Source organism: Herbaspirillum sp. Her2 (assembly GCF_057961375.1).
In genome coordinates this window covers 2,440,169-2,460,592 of the sequence record NZ_CM176331.1, presented here as the reverse complement: position 1 = coordinate 2,460,592, position 20,424 = coordinate 2,440,169, and the positions used below count along the sequence as shown (strand labels likewise).

The window sequence follows — 20,424 nt, the reverse complement described above, 5'->3', positions numbered from 1 at the left end:
CATGACATCCACGCAGCAATCGTCGGGCAGCCCCCGGCACTGCGATATTCTGATCCGCCACGCTCTTGTCATCGATGGCAGCGGGGCCGAGCCGGTACCCGCCGACGTAGCGGTGCGCAATGGCCGCATCGTCGCCGTCGGCCAGCTTGCGGGCTGGCAGGCCGAGCAGGAAATCGACGGCGCCGCGCGCGTGCTCTCGCCCGGCTTCATCGATGCGCACACGCATGACGATACCAACGTCATCCGCACGCCGGAGATGTTCCCCAAGCTGTCGCAGGGCGTGACCACGGTGGTGGTCGGCAACTGCGGCATCAGTGCCGCACCGGTCACGCTCAAGGGTGATCCGCCGGACCCGATGAACCTGCTGGGCAAGTCCGAGGCGTTCCACTATCCGAGCTTTGCCAGCTATGTCGAGGCCGTCAATGCCGCGCAGCCGGCCATCAACGTGGCTGCGCTGGTCGGTCACACGGCCTTGCGCAACAACCACATGGACCGTCTCGATCGTGCGGCCAGCGATGCGGAAATCGACGGCATGCGCGCGCAATTGCGCGAGGCGCTGGAGCATGGTGCGCTGGGTCTTTCCACGGGACTGGCCTACGGCAATGCCATCAACGCCCCCACGGAAGAAGTGCTGGCCCTGGCCGAGCCGCTGGCCGAGTTCGGCGGGCTTTACGCGACGCACCTGCGCAGCGAATTCGCCGACATCCTCAATGCGATGGAGGAAGCCTTCCGCATCGGCAAGCATGCACGGGTACCGGTGGTGATCTCGCACCTGAAGTGCGCGGGCGTGGAGAACTGGGGCCGCAGCAGTGAAGTGCTGCAGGCACTGGAAGCCGCCTCGCGCCATCAGCATGTGGGCTGCGACTGCTATCCCTACACCGCCAGCTCTTCCACGCTGGACCTGAAACAGGTCACCGCCGATTACGACATCCAGGTCACCTGGTCGGAGCCGCATCCGGAGCAGGGCGGCAAGATGTTGAAGCAGATCGCCGCCGACTGGGGCGTGGACCTGCACGCCGCTGCCGCGCGCCTGATGCCGGCCGGGGCCGTGTATCACTGCATGTCGGATGACGACGTCAATCGCATCCTCTCGCATCCGGCCACGGTGGTCGGTTCCGATGGCCTGCCCAACGATCCCTTGCCGCATCCGCGCCTGTGGGGCGCTTTCCCGCGGGTGCTGGGCTATTACAGCCGCGAGCAGAAACTGTTTTCGCTGGCCACTGCCGTGCACAAGATGACGGGTTTGTCGGCCCAGCGCTTCGGCCTGGAACAGCGCGGTTTCGTGCGCGAGGGTTATCACGCCGACCTGGTGCTGTTCGATCCCGAGACCATTCGTGATGCCGCCAGCTTTACTGATCCCATGCAGCCGGCGCATGGCATCGAGGCGGTGTGGGTCAACGGGCAACTGGCCTATCGCGGCCAGGACAAGCAATCCACCAGCGCGCGCGCCGGACGCTTCCTGGCGCGCACGGTGCAGAAAACGTCAGCCTGAGTTGCAGAAAACATCAGCGGGCGATTATCAACTTCAAGTTGCAAATCGCTTTTCAGATTCATTTTTCAGATTGGTATCCGAGTTCAATCCAAGTTCAGTAAAGGAGCAGCAATGAGCATTCAACGATTTGGTGTGGAAGGTGGCAGCGGCACCGGTGGCCAGCATCTGCCGTTCGCACGCGCAGTGGCCGCCGATGGCTGGCTGTACGTGTCGGGCCAGGTGCCCATGGAAAACGGCGAGGTGATCGACGGCGGCATCGTGGCGCAGTCGCACAAGGCCATCCAGAACGTGCTGGCCATCCTGAAGGAAGCCGGCTACGGCCCCGAGCACGTGGTGCGCTGTGGCGTGTGGCTCGATGATGCACGCGACTTCCCCTCCTTCAACAAGGTCTTCAAGGAATACTTCGGTGCCAACCCGCCGGCCCGTGCCTGCGTGGTCTCCAGCATGGTGGTGGACTGCAAGGTCGAGGTCGATTGCGTCGCCTTCAAGCGCTGATGCAGCAGGGGCAGGGCAGTTGTGGAACTGCCTTGCCCTGCCCCTTGCCGGGCAAGACGGAACAAGAAGAACAAAAAGAATAAACGATATAAAAGATTTAAAAGATTTTCCGATTTCGCAGTGCCAATTTGCCGGCAGGGGTGTCGTATCGCCGGCGGTGTCTTTTACCTTCTGAAGAGGAGCAACAGATGGAGGCTGTACAAGGAAGTGCGCTACTGGTCTATGCACTGGTAGCGGTGATCGCGTTGATCGTGCTGATCGCCAAATTCAAGATGAACCCGTTCATCGTGCTGATCGTGGTGTCGCTGGTGCTGGGCCTGGCCGTGGGCATGCCCATGGGCAATATCGTCAAGGCCTTCGAGACTGGCGTCGGCAATGCACTGGGCCACATCGCACTGGTGGTGGGCCTGGGGACCATGCTGGGCAAGATGATGGCCGAATCGGGCGGCGCCGAGCGCATCGCCAACACCATGATCAAGGCCTTCGGTGAAAAGAACGTGCACTGGGCCATGATGACGGTGGCTTTCATCGTCGGTTTGCCGGTGTTCTTCGAAGTCGGTTTCGTGCTGCTGGTGCCGATCGCCTTCAACGTCGCCAAGCGCACCGGGACCAACATGGTGCTGGTGGGCATTCCCATGGTGGCCGGCCTGTCGGTGGTGCACGGCCTGATCCCGCCGCACCCGGCAGCGCTGCTGGCGGTGACCGCCTATAGCGCCGATATCGGCCGCACCATCCTGTATGCGCTGATCGTCGGTATTCCTACGGCCATCATCGCTGGTCCGATCTTCGGCAAGCTGATCTCCAAGGTGGTGATCCCCAATCCGGACAATCCGCTGATCTCGCAATTCGTCGATGAGAGCAAGAAGGATCGTGAACTGCCGGGCTTCGGCATCACGCTCTTCACCATCCTGTTGCCGGTGGCGCTGATGTTGATCGGCAGCTGGGCGGACCTGTTCTTCGCCCCCAAGACCTTCGCCAATGATTTCCTGCGCCTGATCGGCAATTCCGTGATCGCGCTGTTGATCGCCACCCTGGTGAGCTTCTGGACCTTCGGCCGCGCCCGTGGTTTCGGTGCCGACCAGATCCTGAAATTCACCAACGAGTGCCTGGCGCCCATCGCCGGTATCACGCTGGTGGTCGGTGCGGGTGCGGGCTTTGGCCGCATCCTGATGGATGGCGGCGTCTCCAAGGCCATCGTCGGCATCGCTACCGATGCGCACTTGTCGCCGCTGATCCTGGGCTGGTTCGTCGCTGCGCTGATCCGCGTGGCGACCGGTTCGGCGACGGTGGCCATGACGACCGCCTGCGGTATCGTGGCGCCCATCGTCTCCACGGTCGGTGGCGTGCGTCCGGAGCTGATGGTGCTGGCCACCGGTGCCGGCTCGCTGATCCTGTCGCACGTCAATGACGGCGGTTTCTGGCTGGTCAAGGAATACTTCAACATGACCGTGCCGCAAACCTTCAAGACCTGGACCGTGATGGAAACCCTGGTCTCGGTGCTGGCCCTGCTGTTCACGCTGGCGCTGGCGACGGTGGTGTAAGTACGCTGCAGTGCTTGCGCTGAAAAAGAAGGCTGCCCGGAGTGATCCGGGCAGCCTTTCTTCTTTCTTCATCGTGCAGGTGCAGGGCAGGGGATGCGCGTGCTCAGTTGCGGAAACGCGAATCATCGAAACGCGGATCAGGACCGTTCTCGATCTTCTCCACGATGCCCTGGTCGTTGAAATACACGGTCATCTGCGAATTCCAGACGCCGCTTTCCTTGAAGCCGTAGTTCCACGCCTCGAAGGGGATGCGAGCATAGCGCGTCACTTCGGTGGGACGGCCCACGCGGCGCAACACATCCAGCTTGGTGTCCTGCTTGGCGCGGATGGCGTGGAAATTCTGCAGCGTCCACACTTGCTCGTAGGAAATCAAACGATGATCGGGACCGATGCGGGCCATGTACTGGTATTGGCCGAAGGCACCGGCAGCGTATTCAAAGACGCGGCCGTTGCCATCCGGATACACATTGGTGGGCGCGCCCAGGCGGGCCACGACCTGTTCTTCGGGCTCGCCCGGCTGCACCGGTGGTTGCAGCAGCGAGGCACAGCCGGACAGGGCGGCAGCGGCCAGCAGGGCGGCAGCCAGCCTGGGGCGGGCGCGTTGCATGAGGGAAACGGGGGAAGGCATGTCGACTCCTGAGTAAGTTGTCATTCCGTCCGGCTGTGGCAGGGACGCAGCGTCATTGGCGGCAAGTGTGCGGCTGTGCTTGCCAATGTTGGTCGGAATGGTTTTTTGCTATATAATTTTGCGTCCGGTCGGTTTGACCGGATTCTCATTTTTTGTTCACGGTATGCAGGGCAGGCCAGTTTTCGACGCTCCGCACACCGCTTGTGAAAGGTAAAAGCAATGTCCATCGAAAAAGCAGCCAAGGCTGCCATTATCTCCGAAAACGCTCGCGGCACGAACGACACCGGTTCTCCGGAAGTGCAAGTCGCGCTGCTGACCGCACGCATCAACGACCTGAACGGTCACTTCAAGGCTCACGTCAAGGATCACCACTCCCGTCGTGGCCTGATCAAGATGGTCAACCGTCGCAAGAGCCTGCTGTCCTACCTGAAGAACAAGGACGCTGATCGTTACCGCGCCCTGATCGAGAAACTCGGTCTGCGCAAGTAATTTGACTCCGCGTCTGGGTCCCGGGGTTTGCGCCCCGGACCACCACGAAATGCCTGCGTCACTCGTTGACGCGGGCATTTTGTTTTTTGCGATTCCGCAAGCTCAGGCATAAGCCGGGGCAAGCATCCTCGCAAAACGCCCTCCCTCGGGGCAGGAATGCATCATCGTTTCATCGCGGCAGGCTGTTTGTGTGATCAATGCCGCGTTCGTCGTGAGTGACCGGTTTCGCCGGCCACTGTGGTGAGGTGAACGACAGCGCCTGAAAATCTGTCGGCAAAAGGAAGCCGTGCACCGCGGACACAGTCGGGGCCGGCTCCATAAAAGAAAGGAAATACCGTGTTCAATAAAGTAACCAAGACCTTCCAGTACGGTCAGCATCAAGTGACCCTGGAAACCGGCGAAATCGCTCGCCAGGCTTCTGGCGCCGTGGTGGTGTCGGTGGAAGACACCGTCATCCTGGCCACCGTGGTGGCCCGCAAGGAAGCCAAGCCCGGCCAGGACTTCTTCCCCCTGACGGTCGACTACATCGAGAAGACCTATGCAGCCGGCCGCATCCCCGGCGGTTTCTTCAAGCGTGAAGGCAAGCCTTCCGAAAAGGAAACCCTGACCTCGCGCCTGATCGATCGTCCGATCCGCCCGCTGTTCCCGGAAGGCTACCTCAACGAAGTGCAGGTGATCATCCACGTGCTGTCGGTGAATCCTGAAATCGATCCGGACATCCCCGCCATGATCGGTGCCTCGGCAGCCCTGTCGCTGGCCGGCATCCCCTTCAATGGCCCGGTGGGCGCAGCCCGCGTGGGTTACATCGACGGCCAGTACGTCCTCAACCCGACTACCTCGCAGCTGAAGTCCTCGCAGCTGGACCTGGTGGTGGCCGGTACCGAAACCGCCGTGCTGATGGTGGAATCGGAAGCCGATCAACTGTCCGAAGAAGTCATGCTGGGCGCTGTCGTGTTCGGTCACGACCAGTCCAAGGCCGTCATCGAAGCCATCCACGCCCTGGTGCGTGACGGCGGCAAGCCGGAAGTCCAGTGGACCGCCCCGGCCAAGAACGAAGCCCTGATCGCACGCGTCTCGCAACTGGCCGAAGGCCCGCTGCGCGAAGCCTACCAGACCAAGGACAAGCAAGCCCGTACCGAAAAGCTCAAGGCCGTGACTGCCCAGGTCAACGAAGCCCTGGTCGCTGAAGCCGCTGCCAACAACGGCGTGGCTGCGGATGCTGCCGAAGTCGGTTCCATCCTGTTCGACCTGGAAGCCAAGATCGTGCGTTCGCAGATCCTGGAAGGCGAACCCCGCATCGACGGCCGCGACACCCGCACCGTGCGTCCGATCTCGATCCGTACCGGCGTGCTGCCGCGTACCCACGGTTCGGCCCTGTTCACCCGTGGCGAAACGCAAGCCCTGGTCATCGCGACCCTGGGTACCGCACGCGACGAACAGAAGATCGACGGTCTGCTGGGTGAATACTCCGACCGCTTCATGCTCCACTACAACATGCCTCCGTTCGCCACCGGCGAAACCGGTCGCGTGGGCACCCCGAAGCGCCGCGAAATCGGCCACGGCCGCCTGGCCAAGCGTGCGCTGATCGCCGCGCTGCCGGCTGCTGACGAGTTCAGCTACTCGGTGCGCCTGGTCTCGGAAATCACCGAGTCCAACGGTTCCTCCTCGATGGCATCGGTGTGCGGCGGCTGCCTGGCACTGATGGACGCCGGTGTGCCGATGAAGGCCCACGTGGCCGGCATCGCCATGGGCCTGATCAAGGAAGGCAACAAGTTTGCCGTGCTGACCGACATCCTGGGTGATGAAGATCACCTGGGCGACATGGACTTCAAGGTGGCCGGTACTGCCAACGGCATTACCGCCCTGCAGATGGACATCAAGATCCAGGGCATCACCAAGGAAATCATGCAGGTCGCGCTGGAGCAGGCCAAGGAAGGCCGCCACCACATCCTGGGCAAGATGCAGGAAGCCGTGCCGGCTGGCCGTGCCGAGCTGTCCGACTTCGCCCCGCGCCTGATCACCATCAAGATCAATCCGGAAAAGATCCGTGACGTGATCGGCAAGGGCGGCGCCGTCATTCGCGCGCTGACCGAAGAAACCGGCACCCAGATCGACATCAGCGACGAAGGCGTGGTCACCATCGCCTCCGTGGATGCGTCGGCTGGCCAGGAAGCCAAGCGCCGCATCGAAGAGCTGACCGCTTCCGTGGAAGTGGGCAAGATCTACGAAGGCACCGTCCTGAAGCTGCTGGACTTCGGCGCCATCGTCCAGGTCCTGCCGGGCAAGGATGGCCTGCTGCACATCAGCCAGATCGCCAACGAGCGCGTCAACGCCGTGGCCGACTACCTGAAGGAAGGCCAGCAAGTGCGCGTCAAGGTTCTGGAAACCGATGACCGCGGCCGCCTGAAGCTGTCGATGAAGGCTGCCCAGGCTGAAGAAGGCGACGCTGCCGCTCCGCAAGAAGCGCAGTAATCCCTTCTGCCTGAACAGGCAACAAGAAAATCCCCCGTGCCGCAAGGCCGGGGGATTTTTTTATGCGCGCATGTTGATGCGGACAATCTGCCCAAGTGATTTCGAACCAAAAGTATGCGATTCTGTCCGTCTGCTTTGAGGGACATCAAGGTTCCGGTGTGCCGCGCTCATCAGGGGGAGGGCGTGGTACTGCCAACAGGCAGATCCGCAGATCCGAATAGAGAGTAGGGGACAGCCGTGCGGCCAGGCCAGATTCACCTGACCGGCCTGCGCGGACAGAACAACACGTTACTTTTGAAAGGAAGGCAATGCCCCACGTCATCATCATCGGTTGCGGCTTCGGCGGTCTGGCCGCTGCGCGCGAACTGGCCCACGCCGATGTGCGCATCACCATGATCGATCGCAGCAACCACCACCTGTTCCAGCCCTTGCTGTACCAGGTGGCCACGGCCGGGCTGTCGGCCCCGGCCATCAGCGCGCCGATCCGCGCCATCCTGGCGCAGCAGCGCAATCTCACCACGCTGATGGCGGCGGTGACCGGGATCGATACCGCCGGCAAGTCCGTCACGCTGGAAGACGGCAGCGAGCTGTCCTATGACTATCTCATCGTCGCCGCAGGCTCCACGCACAGCTACTTCGGCCGCGATGAATGGAGCGCGCTGGCGCCGGGCCTGAAGACGCTGGAGGATGCCTTCGAGATCCGCAAGCGCATCCTGATGGCCTTTGAACATGCCGAGCGCGAGACCGATGCGCGCCGTCGCCAGGAATGGCTGACCTTCACCGTCATCGGCGGCGGGGCCACGGGCGTCGAGATGGCCGGTACGCTGGTGGAAATCGCGCGCCATACGCTCTCGGGCGAATTCCGCAATATCGATCCGCATTCGGCACGCGTGGTGCTGGTGGAAGGCTCGGAGCGCGTGCTGGGGGGCTATCCCGAGGACCTCTCCGAGAAAGCCCGCGAACAGCTGCACAAGCTTGGTGTTGACGTGCGCACCGGTTGCCGCGTGGTGCACATCGACGAGACCTGCGTGCGCTATGCCAATTTCGATGGCGAACAGAGTCTGGCCACGCGCACCGTGATCTGGTCTGCAGGTGTAGCGGCCTCGCCGCTGGGCAAGAAGCTGGGTGTACCGGTGGACCGTGCTGGTCGTGTACCGGTCACGCCGCAGCTCTGTATTGGTGGCCACGACGAAGTGTTTGTGATCGGTGACCTGGCTGCCGCACAGTCGGACGGCAAGCCGGTGCCGGGCGTGTCACCGGCGGCCAAGCAGATGGGCCGCGTGGCCGCGCGCAACATCAAGCATCACATTGCGGGGCAGCCGGCCGAAAGCTTCGTCTACAAGGATTACGGATCGCTGGCCACCATCGGTCGCCGCGCTGCCATTGCCATGGTCGGCAAGCTCAAGTTCTCGGGGTATCCGGCCTGGCTGTTCTGGCTGTTCGTGCACGTGTATTTCCTGATCGGTTTCCGCAACCGCATCATGGTGATGGCCGATTGGGCCTGGGCGTATTTCACCTTCAAGCGCAGCGCACGGGTGATCTCGGCGACCATGCCGACGCGCACCGAGCAGACGCCCTTGCGCAAGGAAGTGGCTGAGTAGATCCGGTCTGCATTCCAGCAAAAAGCCCTCGCTTCCGTCATCGGGAGCGAGGGCTTTTTCGCAGGAGCGCGGCGTGTGGATCAGTCTTCCAGCGCCAGCATGGCGAAGCTGGCCAGCCAGTGGCCACCACTGTAATGGCTGCCGACCACCTGGTCGATGGAGGCCGCGATGTGACGCTGGATCGCCGCTTCGATCGCACTGCGTGCCGCGTGATTGGCGGGCAGGTGACGCAGCACGTTCTTCATGCACCAGGCACGCGAGAGGTTCAGGCCATCCAGGTGCGCGACCTTCGGATCAGTCGGGTCGGATACGTAGGCGGGATGCATGATCTGGGTGACTTCGGCAATGCGAGGCAGATACAGATCGAACCATGCGGTGAATGCATCGGACGAGAGCACCTTGCTCATCAACAAGGCCTCGGTCAGCGCACCAGAGATGAATTCGTCACCACCCGGCTCATAGTGAGCCGGATAGTCGGTGTCCTTGCCGTAGTGTTGATTCGACCAATCGACAATCAGCGCTTCCAGTTCGGTATCGGTGACGTGACGCGCGTAATCCAATGCCAGGGCAAGTGAAAACGCCGTGTTGAAGTGCGTGCCGACGCGAATCGGATAGCTCAGCTTCGACAGATAGTCGAACAGGCGACGCCTGATCTCGGTGGTCAGCGGTTTCATCGCAGCATGCCATTCGGCCGCACGGGGATGGGCCGACATCAACAGTTCCTGGTCCAGTGCCAGCAACCAGCCGAAGCCGTAGGGGCGTTCGAAGGGCGCACGATTGGGCGCACGGAAATAGTCCGTCTCGCGCTCCATGAGCTCAGGTGTGAAATGGTCGTCAAAGATCGCCGTGATCTCGTCAGTGACCGCCATCGACGGATACAGGCGCAGGCAGCGCAACAGCAGCCAGTAGCCATGCACCGCCGAGTGCCAGTCATAGCAGCCGTAGAAGACCGGATGCATCGCGCGCGGGGAGAGCACATCGCCCTCATCGTTGAGCAGATGCATGATGTGGTTGGGATATTCCTGGCGCAGGTAGGCCAGCGGCATGCGGGCAAATTGTTCGGCCCGCTCGAGAGTGAGTTGCATGGGGACTCCTTGAAGCAAGTGGGGCGACCGGGCCGCAACAGCGCATGCGGCCAGGTCAGGCCTTCCGTTCAGATCAGCGGAAGGCAAGGAAGTACATCAGGAACACGTTCACGGTCAGCAGCGTCAGTGCAGTCGGGATCTGCACCTTGATGACCTGGTACTTGTTCTTCAGTTCCAGCAGCGCGGCCGGCACGATGTTGTAGTTCGCGGCCATGGGCGTCATCAGCGTGCCGCAATAGCCGGAGTACATGCCGATGGCCACCAGCGGTGCCGGATCGGCGTGATGCCCCAGGATCAGGAAGGGCAGCGCGATGCCCGCGCTCATCACCGGGAAGGCGGCGAAGGCATTGCCCATCACCATCGTGAACAACGCCATGCCCACGCAGTAGATCACCACCACCAGGAAGCGATTGTCCGGATTGACGAACAGGCTCACCACCTGCTGCACCGAGGTACCGGTCTTGGCGGCGACGAAAACGCCGCCGAGCATGGCCAGCATCAGCGGCAGGATCGCGGCCCAGCCGATGGAGTCCACCAGTCGGCGCGACTGGCGTACCGCTTGCAGCGGCGTGCCACGGGTGAGCACGCAACCGGCGATGAGCGCACACACGCAAGCCACGCACAGGGCGGCCAGGGTCAGCTGCTTCTGGTCCAGCAGCATCAAGCCGCCGACCGAGACGCCCTTGAGCAGTACGGTACAGGCCACCGTGATGACCGGGATCAGCACCGCCGGGAAGAACAGCCAGTTGCCCAGTCGTTTGGCCGACGCCACCCGTTCGTCATGCGTGGAGGTCGCATAGCTGCCCATGGAGAGCATGCCGGTACCAGCGATGAGCGAGATGATGATGACGGTGCCGCCGATGATGCGGTGAGCGATGGACTTGCCCAGGCTTTCCACCAGCAGGTCGCCGAACAGGAACACGGCGCCGAACAGGAACCAGAACAGGGCCGTGGTGAAGCGCTTGGGGTTGCCCTTGTCACGCAAGGTCATCACGGTCAGCATCATGACGATGATGCCGATGAGGTAGTAGATGCGGTTGATCGAGATGAGCGTATTCATGCGGACACCTTGGCAGCGGATTGGGTGGCTTTCCACGCATCGACGTCGCGGCGGATGGAAGCGTCGAGACGGGTCAGGCGGAACATGTGGATCACCAGTGCCGACAGGGCAGTGGGGATGGCCCACAGGCCGATGTGCAGCGGCTCGATGTTGGTGATGCCGTTTTCCTTCAGGAAGGCATCCATCAGCAGCACCGCGCCGAAGGCGATGAAGATGTCCTCGCCGAAGAACACGGCGATGTTGTCGCAGGCGGCGGCATGGGCCTTGATCTTGTCGCGGATGTGTTGCGGCAGGTCTTCGCCATAGGCGTTGACCGCTGCGCCTTCGGCCATCGGTGCCAGCAGCGGACGCACCGTCTGCGCCTGGCCGCCGAGATAGATCAGGCCCAGTGCGGCCGTGCCTTCACGCAGGATGAAGTAGAGCATCAGGATGCGCGCCGAGGTGGCGCTGGCGATGCTGGAGATCCACGCCTGGGCGCGTTCCTTCAGGCCGTAATGTTCCAGCAGACCGATGATCGGCAGGATCAGCAGGAAGGTCGCCAGCGAACGGCTGTTGACGAACTTCTCGCCGAAGGTCTCCAGCAGCATGCCGAAGTCCATGCCGACCGACAGGCCGGTGGTGAGACCCGCGACCGTGACCACCAGCAGCGGGTTGAAACGCAAGGCAAAACCGGCCACGACGATCGGTATCCCGATCAGTGGCAACAGTGTCGTACTCTCCATGAAAAACTCCCTATGTGAATGAGGAAAAATCCTGCCGCCATGGTGCAAGGTCCGTGCCAGCGATGTCGCGGAAAGCCGCGCTCGTACTGGCTTTGCGGGAATCTGCAAAGAGTAGGGGCGTGACTTTTCCTGCGACCTCGCGGGCCTCAGGCTGACGGCTTTTCTTGTTGTTTTCGGAACGGAACTACAGCTTGCAGCACCCCGTGTTCAACTGCGGGTGCCTACTTTCCTGCGTCTTGCGACGACGCCGGAAAAATCCTTCATATCGCCGCGCGCACGGCAATCTGCTCGGCGTGCAGGCGTGCCCGAATCTGGCGCGCGAAATCCAGAGCGTGCGCGCCATCTCCGTGCAGGCATACGGTCTGTGCATTGACTTCGACCAGGCTGCCGTCGATGGCCTTGACCTTTTTCTGCTTGACCAGCATCAGGGTCTGGGCGATGGCGTCGGCATCGTTCTCGATCATGGCGCCGGGCTTGCTGCGCGCGACCAGGCTGCCATCGGCTTCATAGGCACGATCGGCAAACACTTCTTCCACCGCATTGAGGTCGGCATGGCGGGCGGCGGCGATCAGTTCGCTGCCGGCCAGGCCATACAGGCTCAGTTCCGGATTGAAGGTGCGGATGGCGGCGCAGATGGCATTGGCCAGCACGGCATCCTTGGCGGCCTGGTTGTAGAGCGCGCCGTGCGGCTTGACGTGGGTCATGCGGCCGCCTTCGGCGCGCACGATGGCATCGAGCGCACCGAGTTGATAGAGCATGCCGCTGACGATCTCTTCAGGCGGCAATTGCATGGCGCTGCGGCCGAAGTTTTCACGGTCGGGGAAACTGGGGTGGGCGCCGATGGCCACGTGGTTCTGGATCGCCCAGCGCACGCTGCGGCGCATGGTGCTGGCGTCGCCGGCATGCCAGCCGCAGGCGATGTTGGCGGAGCTGACCAGGGTCAGCAGTTGTTCATCGGTGTCGCAGCCTTCGCCGAGGTCGGCATTCAGATCGATATGCATGGCGTTCCCTTATTTCTTGTAGAGCGTGGCGCGCGACCAGTCCAGAGCAGCGACCGTGGCGCGGATGGAATCGAGATAGCGCTGCTGTTCTTCGGCGGCGGCCAGGGCATCGGCCAGCGCGCAGGGTTCCAGCCGCAGGGTGGCGTTCAGCGGGGCCTGTGCCAGCTTCCACAGGTCGGCACCAATGATCACGCCGATCTTGGGATAGCCGCCTGTGGTCTGCGCATCGCCCATCAGGATGATGGGCTGGCCCGACGGTGGCACCTGGATCACGCCCGGCACGACGCCATGCGAGAGCATGTCGCGGCCTTGCTTGCGCTTGAGTTCAGGACCTTCGAGTCGATAGCCCATGCGGTTGCTGTTGGGCGTGACGCGCCAGGTATCGGACCACAGCGCTTCACGCGAAGTCTTGCTGAACTGATCGAATTCGGGGCCGGGCAGCACGCGCAGGGTGACATGCTGGCTGTGTTCATCAGCGCGCAGGGCCAAGCCGCTCCACCGCGGAGAACGCACGCCGAAGGCGGGGCCGTGGACCGCTGCAGAGGCCGCGCTGGCGTCGCCGATGGGGAGCTTGTCGCCACGTTTGAGGGCGCGTCCCTGATGGCCGCCGAAACCGGCCTTCAGGTCCGTGCTGCGCGAGCCCAGCACCACAGGGACATCGATGCCACCCGCTACAGCGAGATAAGTCCGCATGCTGTGGCGTGGTGCCTGCTCGGGGGAATCGGCGGCCGCCAGGCTCAGCTTGAGCACGCTGCCGGCGCGCACCGGAATGCTCCAGCAGGCGGCGACGGGTTTGCCATCGAGGGTGGCGCCGATGTCGTCGCCACCGAGGGCGATGCGGGTGTCGCGGGTGAAGCGCAGCTCGGCCACGCCCATGGTGATTTCAAGTCCGGCCGCGTCGACCGGATTGCCCACCAGCAGGTTGGCGCTGGCCAGGGCCAGCGTATTGAGGGCGCCGCCGGGATGGATGCCGAGGCTGCGATGGCCGGTGCGGCCCATGTCCTGCACCGAGGCCAGCATGCCGGGTTGGATGATGTCGATCATGAGGCCACGCGCTCCACGGTAAAGCGTACACGGTCGCCGGGACGCAGCAGCGTCGGCGGTTGCTGGGAAGGATCGAACAGTTGCAGGGCGGTGCGGCCGATGAGTTGCCAGCCGCCGGGGGAGGCCATCGGATAGATGCCGGTCTGTTCGCCGCCGATGCCGACTGACCCGGCCGGAATGCTCACCCGCGGCGTGGTGTGGCGCGGCGTGGCCAGGCTGGCGTCGAGTCCGCCCATGTAGGCGAAGCCGGGCAGGAATCCCAGGAAATACACCACGTACTCGGCATGGCTGTGGCGTTCGATCACTTCCCTGGTCGACAGGCCGGTGTGACGGGCCACGTTGTCCAGGTCAGGACCGGCGCTGCCGCCGTAGACCACCGGGATCTCGACCGTGCGGCCTTCGCTGGCTGTGGTGCCGAGTTTGGGCCAGCTCTTCAGGACGCGTTGCGTCAGGATGTCCAGGTCGGCCACGGGGCGCTTGGTGATCAAGGTCAGGTTGTTCATGCCGGGCACGACTTCGCTGACTTCTTCCCATTCACTGGCCAGCGTGGCCAGTGCCCAGATGCGTTGCTGCTGGGGCAGGGTGGCAGGGGCCGGCAAACTGCAGAGCAGTGCGCGGTCGCCCAAGGGGTGGAGCTGGGGTGGCTGCATGTGTCTCTCGCCTCGGCTGAGATTTTTGTTGAGAACCCGGCCGTGCCGCTGCCGGGGTCAAGGTGCGTCTGGTGATGCCCTGCTTTTTTGCGGATATTACATTTCAAAGAAAATATAAACAATATGTCGATAAATTATTTATTTAACCTTTGCGCTATAGTGTTGCCATTCTGTCGTCCTGAGCCCCACGCTTCCCATGAGCCAAGAGAACAACGAGACGTCCAAGCCCGTCCAGACTGAATTGCCCGAGGCCGTTGCGGCGCCGCGCCCGACCAAGATCGTGTCGTCGCAGCATCTGGTGTCCGAACGGAGTGCCGAGCTTTCCGAGCTGGAATACGCCCTCATCATGGCCAGCAATGCCTTCAACCGCTGGATGGTGCGCTGCATGGCCGCCGCCGGCGCCAAGGACATGACGGCCATCGAGGTTTCGCTGCTGCATCATGTCAATCACCGGGACCGGAAGAAAAAGCTGGCCGATATCTGCTTCGTATTGAACGTCGAGGACACCCACGTGGTCACCTATGCCTTGAAGAAGCTGGTGAAGGCCGGCTACGTCAAGAGCGAGAAGGCGGGCAAGGAACTGCTGTTTTCGACGACTCCAGCCGGGCAGGCGCTGTGCATGAAGTACCGCGAGGTGCGCGAGCGCTGCCTGATTGAGGTGCAGGTCGAGAGCGGCATCCCCAACCAGGCCATCGGCGAGGCAGCCCAGCTGCTGCGCAATGCTTCCGGGTTGTACGACACGGCGGCGCGGGCAGCGGCTTCGCTTTGAGCTCATCACACCCCATTGAATTGAAGGATAGGACACATGCGCGCAATCGAAATCAAGCAATTTGGCGGCCCCGAGGTATTGCAGGCCTGTGAGCGGCCCGTGCCGGAGTTGAAGGCAGGTGAAGTGCTCATCAAGGTACATGCGGCGGGCGTGAACCGCCCGGACGTGTTTCAGCGCACCGGTAACTATCCGGTGCCGCCTGGCGCATCCGACCTGCCGGGCCTGGAAGTGGCTGGTGAGATCGTGGCCGGCGACCTGGGCGACAGCGGTTTCAAGCTGGGCGACCTGGTCTGTGCGCTGGTACAGGGTGGCGGCTATGCCGAGTTCTGCGCGGCGCCGCTGGCCCAGTGCCTGCCGGTGCCCAAGGGATTGAGCGCGCTGGAGGCAGCGGCCCTGCCGGAAAATTACTTCACCGTGTGGAGCAACGTCTTCGACCGTGGCCAGCTGTCAGGTGAAGAAACCTTTCTGGTGCAGGGTGGTTCTTCCGGCATCGGCGTGACGGCCATCCAGATCGCCCGTGCGCTGGGACATCGCGTGTTTGCCACGGCCGGCAGCGCTGACAAGTGCCGTGCATGTGAAGAATTGGGCGCAGAACGCGCCATCAATTACAAAACCGAGGATTTCGAGGCCGTGGTCAAGGAATTGACTGGCGGCAAGGGTGTGGACGTGATTCTGGACATGGTCGGCGGCGACTACCTGCCGCGCGAGATCAAGTCCCTGGCCGACGATGGCCGGCTGGTCTTCATCGCCCAGCTGGGCGGCAGCAAGGGCGAGCTGGACATGGGGCAGGTCATGCGCCGCCGCCTGACCATCACCGGCTCGACCCTGCGTCCGCGCCCGATCGCCTTCAAGGCTGCCATTGCAGCGAACTTGCGCCAGCACGTGTGGCCGCTGATCGAGGCCGGCAAGATCAGGCCGGTGATCCATCATCGCTTCCCGCTGGAGCAGGCGGCACAGGCGCATGCCATGATGGAATCGAGCGCCCACATCGGCAAGATCATGCTGGAACTGTGACCGGATGAGCGCAGGGTGCACGGTCGAGACAGTCCGGCTTTGCGCCAAGCGCCTGTACCGGCTACAATGCGAGGTTATCCAAATTGACACCCATCTCGTAGAAATCAGCCTATGCGTCGCAAACTCGTAGCCGGTAACTGGAAAATGAACGGCAGCCTGGCTGCCAATGCAGCCCTGGTGGCTGGTATCAAGGAAGGCCTGCCGGCTGACGCATGTGATGTGGCTGTCTGTGTGCCGGCGCCTTATCTGGCGCAAGTGCAGGGCGCGGTGGCCGGTTCGGCTGTGGCGCTGGGTGCGCAGGACATGTCCGCGCATGCTTCCGGTGCCTTCACCGGCGAGGTGTCTGCGGCGATGCTGCAGGAGTTTGGTGTGCAATATGTCATTCTGGGTCACTCCGAGCGTCGCGCCTATCATGGCGAGAGCGATGCAGCGGTGGCGGCCAAGACGGTAGCAGCATTGAAGGCTGGCCTGGTGCCGGTGGTTTGCGTGGGCGAAACGCTGGAACAGCGCGAAGCCGGCCAGACCAACGAAATCGTGGGTGGCCAGCTCGACGTCGTACTCGCGGCGCTGAGCGTGGAAGAAGCGGCCCGCATCGTGGTGGCCTACGAACCGGTCTGGGCGATCGGCACCGGCAAGACTGCCACGCCGGAAATGGCCCAGGAAGTGCATGCGATGCTGCGTGCGCGTCTCGGCGCCAAGAGTGCGGAAGCGGCGGCCAAGGTGCGCGTCCTGTACGGCGGCAGCATGAAGCCGGACAACGCCGAGCAATTGCTGGCCATGGCCGACATCGATGGCGGCCTGATTGGCGGCGCGGCATTGAAGGCGGCAGATTTTCTGGCCATCATCAAGGCCGCGTCCTGAAGTGAAGTAAGGGGTTTGTCAGTTGCGGAAGCGATACTTTCACGCAGATGCAGCAGGCGATTGAAACATCAAGAGTGGACTTGTTTAAATGAATACTTTGTTTTTGGTAGTGGTTGTAGTTCAGGTGCTGGCAGCGCTGGCGATCATCGGTCTGGTGTTGCTGCAGCACGGCAAGGGTGCTGACATGGGTGCGGCCTTTGGCTCCGGCGCCTCGGGCAGTCTTTTCGGTGCGACCGGCTCGTCGAACTTCCTGTCGAAGTCGACGGCCGTGGCGGCGGGCATCTTTTTCGTGGCGACCCTGGGCCTGACCTTCATCGGCAATCATCACACTGCACAAAGCGGCAGCGTGATGGATAATCTGCAGGCGCCGGCCGCTCCTGCACAGCAAGCTGCACCGGCTGCGCCTGCTGCGCCGACCGAGGCTGCGAAGCCGGGCGACCAGTCGAACCAGATTCCGAAATAAGCCTTTGCGGATACTGAAATAATCGAAGAATAAAGTAGGAAGAATCTTTCTTTTTCGCTGATTGTGCATTGAACAAGAGTAACAAATGAAGGTACAATAGCTGCTTCAAGCCGACGTGGTGAAATTGGTAGACACGCTATCTTGAGGGGGTAGTGGCGAAAGCTGTACGAGTTCGAGTCTCGTCGTCGGCACCATAGAAATGAAATGAAAAGCCAGCGAAGGTCCTAGTGCCTGAGCTGGCTTTTTGTCGAGGAAGTTTCTGATTGATATTGAGAATCATTCCCATCGATAAACCAACGCATAGCGGCCAATCGTGAACCTCGAAAATTACTTCCCAGTCCTCCTGTTTATTCTTGTCGGCATCGGTGTCGGTGTCGCTCCCCAGCTCCTCGGTCGTCTTCTTGGTCCGCACAAGCCGGACGCTCAAAAAACTTCTCCTTACGAATGCGGTTTCGAAGCATTCGAAGATGCGCGCATGAAGTTCGATGTGCGCTACTACCTGATCGCCATCCTGTTCATCCTGTTTGATCTGGAAACCGCCTTCTTCTTCCCTTGGGGCGTGTCCATGCGTGAGCTGGGCTGGCAAGGTTTCGTCACGATGATGGTCTTCATCGCTGAATTTGTTGTCGGATTTTGGTACATCTGGAAAAAGGGTGCCCTGGATTGGGAGTAAGCCATGTCTATTGAAGGCGTATTGAATGAGGGGTTTGTTACCACCTCGCTGGATAAGGTAATCAACTGGACCCGTACCGGATCCCTGTGGCCCATGACCTTCGGTCTGGCGTGCTGCGCGGTTGAAATGATGCACGTCGGTGCGTCGCGTTACGACCTGGACCGCTTCGGTGCGGTGTTCCGTCCGTCGCCGCGCCAGTCCGACCTGATGATCGTGGCCGGCACCCTGTGCAACAAGATGGCGCCGGCGCTGCGCAAGGTCTACGACCAGATGCCGGAACCGCGCTGGGTGATCTCCATGGGCTCCTGTGCCAATGGTGGCGGCTATTACCACTATTCGTATTCGGTGGTGCGTGGCTGCGATCGCATCGTGCCGGTCGACGTGTATGTGCCGGGTTGCCCGCCGACGGCGGAAGCGCTGCTGTATGGCGTGATCCAGCTGCAGAACAAGATCAAGCGCACCAACACCATCGCGCGCTAAGAGGGCAGTATGACGACAAAATTGGAAACTCTCGAAGCCGCCCTGCGTAATGCGCTTGGAGGGTATCTTCAGAACCTGACCGTGGCCCTCGGTGAAGTCACCGTGGTGGTCAAGGCCGCTGACTACCTGTCGGCCATGCGCGTGCTGCGCGACCATGCCGACACCCGTTTCGAACAATTGCTGGACCTGTGCGGCGTGGATTATTCGACCTATGGCGATGGTGCCTGGGACGGTCCGCGCTTTGCCGTGGTGTCGCACCTGATGTCGATCTCGCACAACTGGCGTGTGCGTGTGCGCGTGTTCGCGCCGGATGACGACCTGCCCATCGTGGCCTCGGTCGATCCGATCTGGAATTCGGCTGGCTGGTACGAGCGTGAAGCGTTCGACTTCTACGGCATCCTCTTCGATGGCCACCCCGACCTGCGCCGCATCCTGACCGACTATGGCTTCATTGGCCACCCGTTCCGCAAGGACTTCCCGGTGTCCGGCTATGTCGAAATGCGTTACGACGCCGAACAGAAACGCGTCATCTATCAACCCGTAACGATCGAGCCGCGCGAAATCACCCCGCGCATCATTCGTGAAGAAAACTACGGGATCAAATAATGGCAGAGATCAAAAACTATACGCTGAACTTCGGTCCCCAGCACCCGGCCGCGCACGGCGTGTTGCGTCTGGTGCTGGAGCTGGATGGTGAAGTCATTCAGCGCGCCGACCCCCACATCGGCCTGCTGCACCGTGGTACCGAAAAGCTGGCCGAACAGAAGACCTTCCTGCAATCCGTGCCTTACATGGATCGCCTGGACTACGTCTCGATGATGAGCAACGAGCACGGTTACGTGCTGGCCATCGAGCGCCTGCTGGGTCTGGAAGTGCCGCTGCGCGCGCAGTACATCCGCGTGATGTTCGACGAAATCACCCGCCTGCTGAACCACCTGATGTGGATCGGTGCGCACGCGCTGGACGTGGGCGCCATGGGCGTGCTGCTGTATGCCTTCCGTGAGCGTGAAGACCTGTTCGACTGCTACGAAGCCGTCTCCGGCGCCCGCATGCACGCGGCTTACTACCGTCCGGGCGGCGTCTACCGCGACCTGCCGGACAGCATGCCGCAGTACAAGGCGTCCATCGTGCGCAACGAGAAGGCCATCCGCGAACTGAACGAAAATCGCCAGGGTTCGCTGCTGGACTTCATCGAAGATTTCACCAATCGTTTCCCGACCTATGTCGACGAATACGAAACCCTGCTGACCGACAACCGTATCTGGAAGCAGCGTCTGGTGGGCGTCGGCGTGGTCTCGCCGGAACGTGCATTGCAGATGGGCTTCACCGGTCCGATGCTGCGTGGCTCGGGCATCGCCTGGGACCTGCGCAAGAAGCAGCCGTATGAAGTGTATGACCTGCTGGACTTCGATATCCCCATCGGCAAGAACGGTGACTGCTACGACCGTTACCTGGTGCGCGTGGCCGAAATGCGCCAGTCCAACCGCATCATCAAGCAATGTGTGGAGTGGCTGCGCAACAATCCGGGTCCGGTCATTACCGACAACCACAAGATCGCGCCTCCCAAACGTGCGGACATGAAGTCCAACATGGAAGACCTGATCCACCACTTCAAGCTGTTCACCGAAGGCTTCCGTGTGCCTGCCGGCGAAGCGTATGCTGCCGTCGAGCATCCCAAGGGTGAATTCGGTATCTATCTGGTCTCCGACGGTGCCAACAAGCCGTACCGCCTGAAGATCCGTGCCCCGGGCTTTGCCCACCTGCAAGCCCTGAACGAAATGGCCAAGGGCCACATGATTGCCGATGCGGTCACCATCATTGGTACGCAAGACATCGTGTTCGGGGAAATCGACCGATAAGTCGAAGTGTAAGAGTCAAGGCGGG

General features: G+C 61.9%; 21 protein-coding genes and 1 tRNA gene. 15 read left to right on the top strand and 7 right to left on the bottom strand.

The window, feature by feature from the left end:
- The first annotated feature begins 1 nt into the window (after nt 1).
- From ACWHXP_RS11215 to ACWHXP_RS11205, 3 genes are all read left to right on the top strand, one after another.
- A complete protein-coding gene (locus ACWHXP_RS11215) occupies nt 2-1,492 on the top strand; it encodes an N-acyl-D-amino-acid deacylase family protein (protein WP_489625217.1) in 1,491 nt (496 codons plus the stop codon).
- Nucleotides 1,493-1,603: 111 nt separating this feature from the next.
- Entirely contained in the window at nt 1,604-1,987 is a 384-nt protein-coding gene (locus ACWHXP_RS11210; protein WP_017450656.1) for a RidA family protein, read from the top strand.
- Between the two features lie 188 nt (nt 1,988-2,175).
- Nucleotides 2,176-3,528: a GntP family permease gene (locus tag ACWHXP_RS11205; protein WP_039786736.1), complete on the top strand. Its 1,353-nt coding sequence runs from the start codon at nt 2,176-2,178 to the stop codon at nt 3,526-3,528.
- A gap of 103 nt (nt 3,529-3,631) precedes the next feature.
- Here the strand turns inward: ACWHXP_RS11205 and ACWHXP_RS11200 are convergent, their stop codons facing one another.
- Entirely contained in the window at nt 3,632-4,156 is a 525-nt protein-coding gene (locus ACWHXP_RS11200; protein WP_121039164.1) for a hypothetical protein, read from the bottom strand.
- 219 nt (nt 4,157-4,375) lie between these two features.
- Between ACWHXP_RS11200 and rpsO the strand changes: the two genes are divergently transcribed.
- The 3 genes from rpsO (at nt 4,376) to ACWHXP_RS11185 (ending at nt 8,718) form a co-directional block, all read left to right on the top strand.
- On the top strand, nt 4,376-4,645 hold the full coding sequence (gene rpsO / locus ACWHXP_RS11195; protein WP_006712917.1) for a 30S ribosomal protein S15: 270 nt from the start codon (nt 4,376-4,378) through the stop codon (nt 4,643-4,645).
- 336 nt (nt 4,646-4,981) lie between these two features.
- Nucleotides 4,982-7,117 carry a polyribonucleotide nucleotidyltransferase gene (pnp, locus tag ACWHXP_RS11190; RefSeq protein WP_039786731.1) on the top strand — a complete coding sequence of 712 codons (2,136 nt, stop codon included), beginning with the start codon at nt 4,982-4,984 and terminating at the stop codon, nt 7,115-7,117.
- A 308-nt stretch (nt 7,118-7,425) separates the two neighbouring features.
- Nucleotides 7,426-8,718, top strand: coding sequence for an NAD(P)/FAD-dependent oxidoreductase (locus tag ACWHXP_RS11185; protein WP_489633847.1), 1,293 nt, complete (start codon nt 7,426-7,428; stop codon nt 8,716-8,718).
- Between the two features lie 80 nt (nt 8,719-8,798).
- Here ACWHXP_RS11185 and ACWHXP_RS11180 read toward each other — a convergent pair whose 3' ends face one another.
- The 6 genes from ACWHXP_RS11180 to pxpB form a co-directional block, all read right to left on the bottom strand.
- Nucleotides 8,799-9,803 (bottom strand): DUF2891 domain-containing protein, encoded by a 1,005-nt coding sequence (locus ACWHXP_RS11180; RefSeq protein ID WP_489633848.1) that lies wholly within the window; start codon nt 9,801-9,803, stop codon nt 8,799-8,801.
- 73 nt (nt 9,804-9,876) lie between these two features.
- Nucleotides 9,877-10,863: a DUF979 domain-containing protein gene (locus tag ACWHXP_RS11175; RefSeq protein ID WP_489625219.1), complete on the bottom strand. Its 987-nt coding sequence runs from the start codon at nt 10,861-10,863 to the stop codon at nt 9,877-9,879.
- Nucleotides 10,860-11,585, bottom strand: a complete 726-nt coding sequence (locus tag ACWHXP_RS11170) for a DUF969 domain-containing protein (RefSeq protein ID WP_013233768.1) — start codon at nt 11,583-11,585, stop codon at nt 10,860-10,862. Before ACWHXP_RS11170 ends, ACWHXP_RS11175 begins: the two co-directional genes overlap by 4 nt.
- Before the next feature lie 260 nt (nt 11,586-11,845).
- Entirely contained in the window at nt 11,846-12,586 is a 741-nt protein-coding gene (pxpA, locus tag ACWHXP_RS11165) for a 5-oxoprolinase subunit PxpA (RefSeq protein ID WP_204725291.1), read from the bottom strand.
- 9 nt (nt 12,587-12,595) lie between these two features.
- On the bottom strand, nt 12,596-13,630 hold the full coding sequence (locus ACWHXP_RS11160) for a 5-oxoprolinase subunit C family protein (protein WP_134222003.1): 1,035 nt from the start codon (nt 13,628-13,630) through the stop codon (nt 12,596-12,598).
- Nucleotides 13,627-14,280, bottom strand: a complete 654-nt coding sequence (gene pxpB, locus ACWHXP_RS11155; RefSeq protein ID WP_252696312.1) for a 5-oxoprolinase subunit PxpB — start codon at nt 14,278-14,280, stop codon at nt 13,627-13,629. Before pxpB ends, ACWHXP_RS11160 begins: the two co-directional genes overlap by 4 nt.
- Nucleotides 14,281-14,476: 196 nt before the next feature.
- Here pxpB and ACWHXP_RS11150 point away from each other — a divergent pair, with 196 nt between their 5' ends.
- The 9 genes from ACWHXP_RS11150 to ACWHXP_RS11110 all read left to right on the top strand — a co-directional run bounded on the left by ACWHXP_RS11150 (nt 14,477) and on the right by ACWHXP_RS11110 (nt 20,399).
- Nucleotides 14,477-15,049, top strand: a complete 573-nt coding sequence (locus ACWHXP_RS11150) for a winged helix DNA-binding protein (protein ID WP_084320063.1) — start codon at nt 14,477-14,479, stop codon at nt 15,047-15,049.
- Nucleotides 15,050-15,085: 36 nt separating this feature from the next.
- Nucleotides 15,086-16,063 carry an NAD(P)H-quinone oxidoreductase gene (locus tag ACWHXP_RS11145; RefSeq protein ID WP_489633849.1) on the top strand — a complete coding sequence of 326 codons (978 nt, stop codon included), beginning with the start codon at nt 15,086-15,088 and terminating at the stop codon, nt 16,061-16,063.
- Nucleotides 16,064-16,174: 111 nt separating this feature from the next.
- Entirely contained in the window at nt 16,175-16,924 is a 750-nt protein-coding gene (gene tpiA, locus ACWHXP_RS11140; protein WP_489633850.1) for a triose-phosphate isomerase, read from the top strand.
- A gap of 88 nt (nt 16,925-17,012) precedes the next feature.
- Nucleotides 17,013-17,387 (top strand): preprotein translocase subunit SecG, encoded by a 375-nt coding sequence (gene secG / locus ACWHXP_RS11135; protein ID WP_204725295.1) that lies wholly within the window; start codon nt 17,013-17,015, stop codon nt 17,385-17,387.
- Between the two features lie 109 nt (nt 17,388-17,496).
- Nucleotides 17,497-17,581: transfer RNA gene (locus ACWHXP_RS11130), tRNA-Leu, on the top strand.
- Nucleotides 17,582-17,700: 119 nt separating this feature from the next.
- The gene (locus ACWHXP_RS11125) at nt 17,701-18,060 is read left to right on the top strand and encodes an NADH-quinone oxidoreductase subunit A (RefSeq protein WP_006712939.1); all 360 of its coding nucleotides are present in this window, start codon (nt 17,701-17,703) and stop codon (nt 18,058-18,060) included.
- A 3-nt stretch (nt 18,061-18,063) separates the two neighbouring features.
- Nucleotides 18,064-18,540: a NuoB/complex I 20 kDa subunit family protein gene (locus ACWHXP_RS11120; RefSeq protein WP_006712940.1), complete on the top strand. Its 477-nt coding sequence runs from the start codon at nt 18,064-18,066 to the stop codon at nt 18,538-18,540.
- Nucleotides 18,541-18,549: 9 nt separating this feature from the next.
- Entirely contained in the window at nt 18,550-19,146 is a 597-nt protein-coding gene (locus ACWHXP_RS11115) for an NADH-quinone oxidoreductase subunit C (protein ID WP_034330585.1), read from the top strand.
- Nucleotides 19,146-20,399 carry an NADH-quinone oxidoreductase subunit D gene (locus tag ACWHXP_RS11110; protein ID WP_034330584.1) on the top strand — a complete coding sequence of 418 codons (1,254 nt, stop codon included), beginning with the start codon at nt 19,146-19,148 and terminating at the stop codon, nt 20,397-20,399. Before ACWHXP_RS11115 ends, ACWHXP_RS11110 begins: the two co-directional genes overlap by 1 nt.
- Nucleotides 20,400-20,424 lie beyond the last annotated feature (25 nt).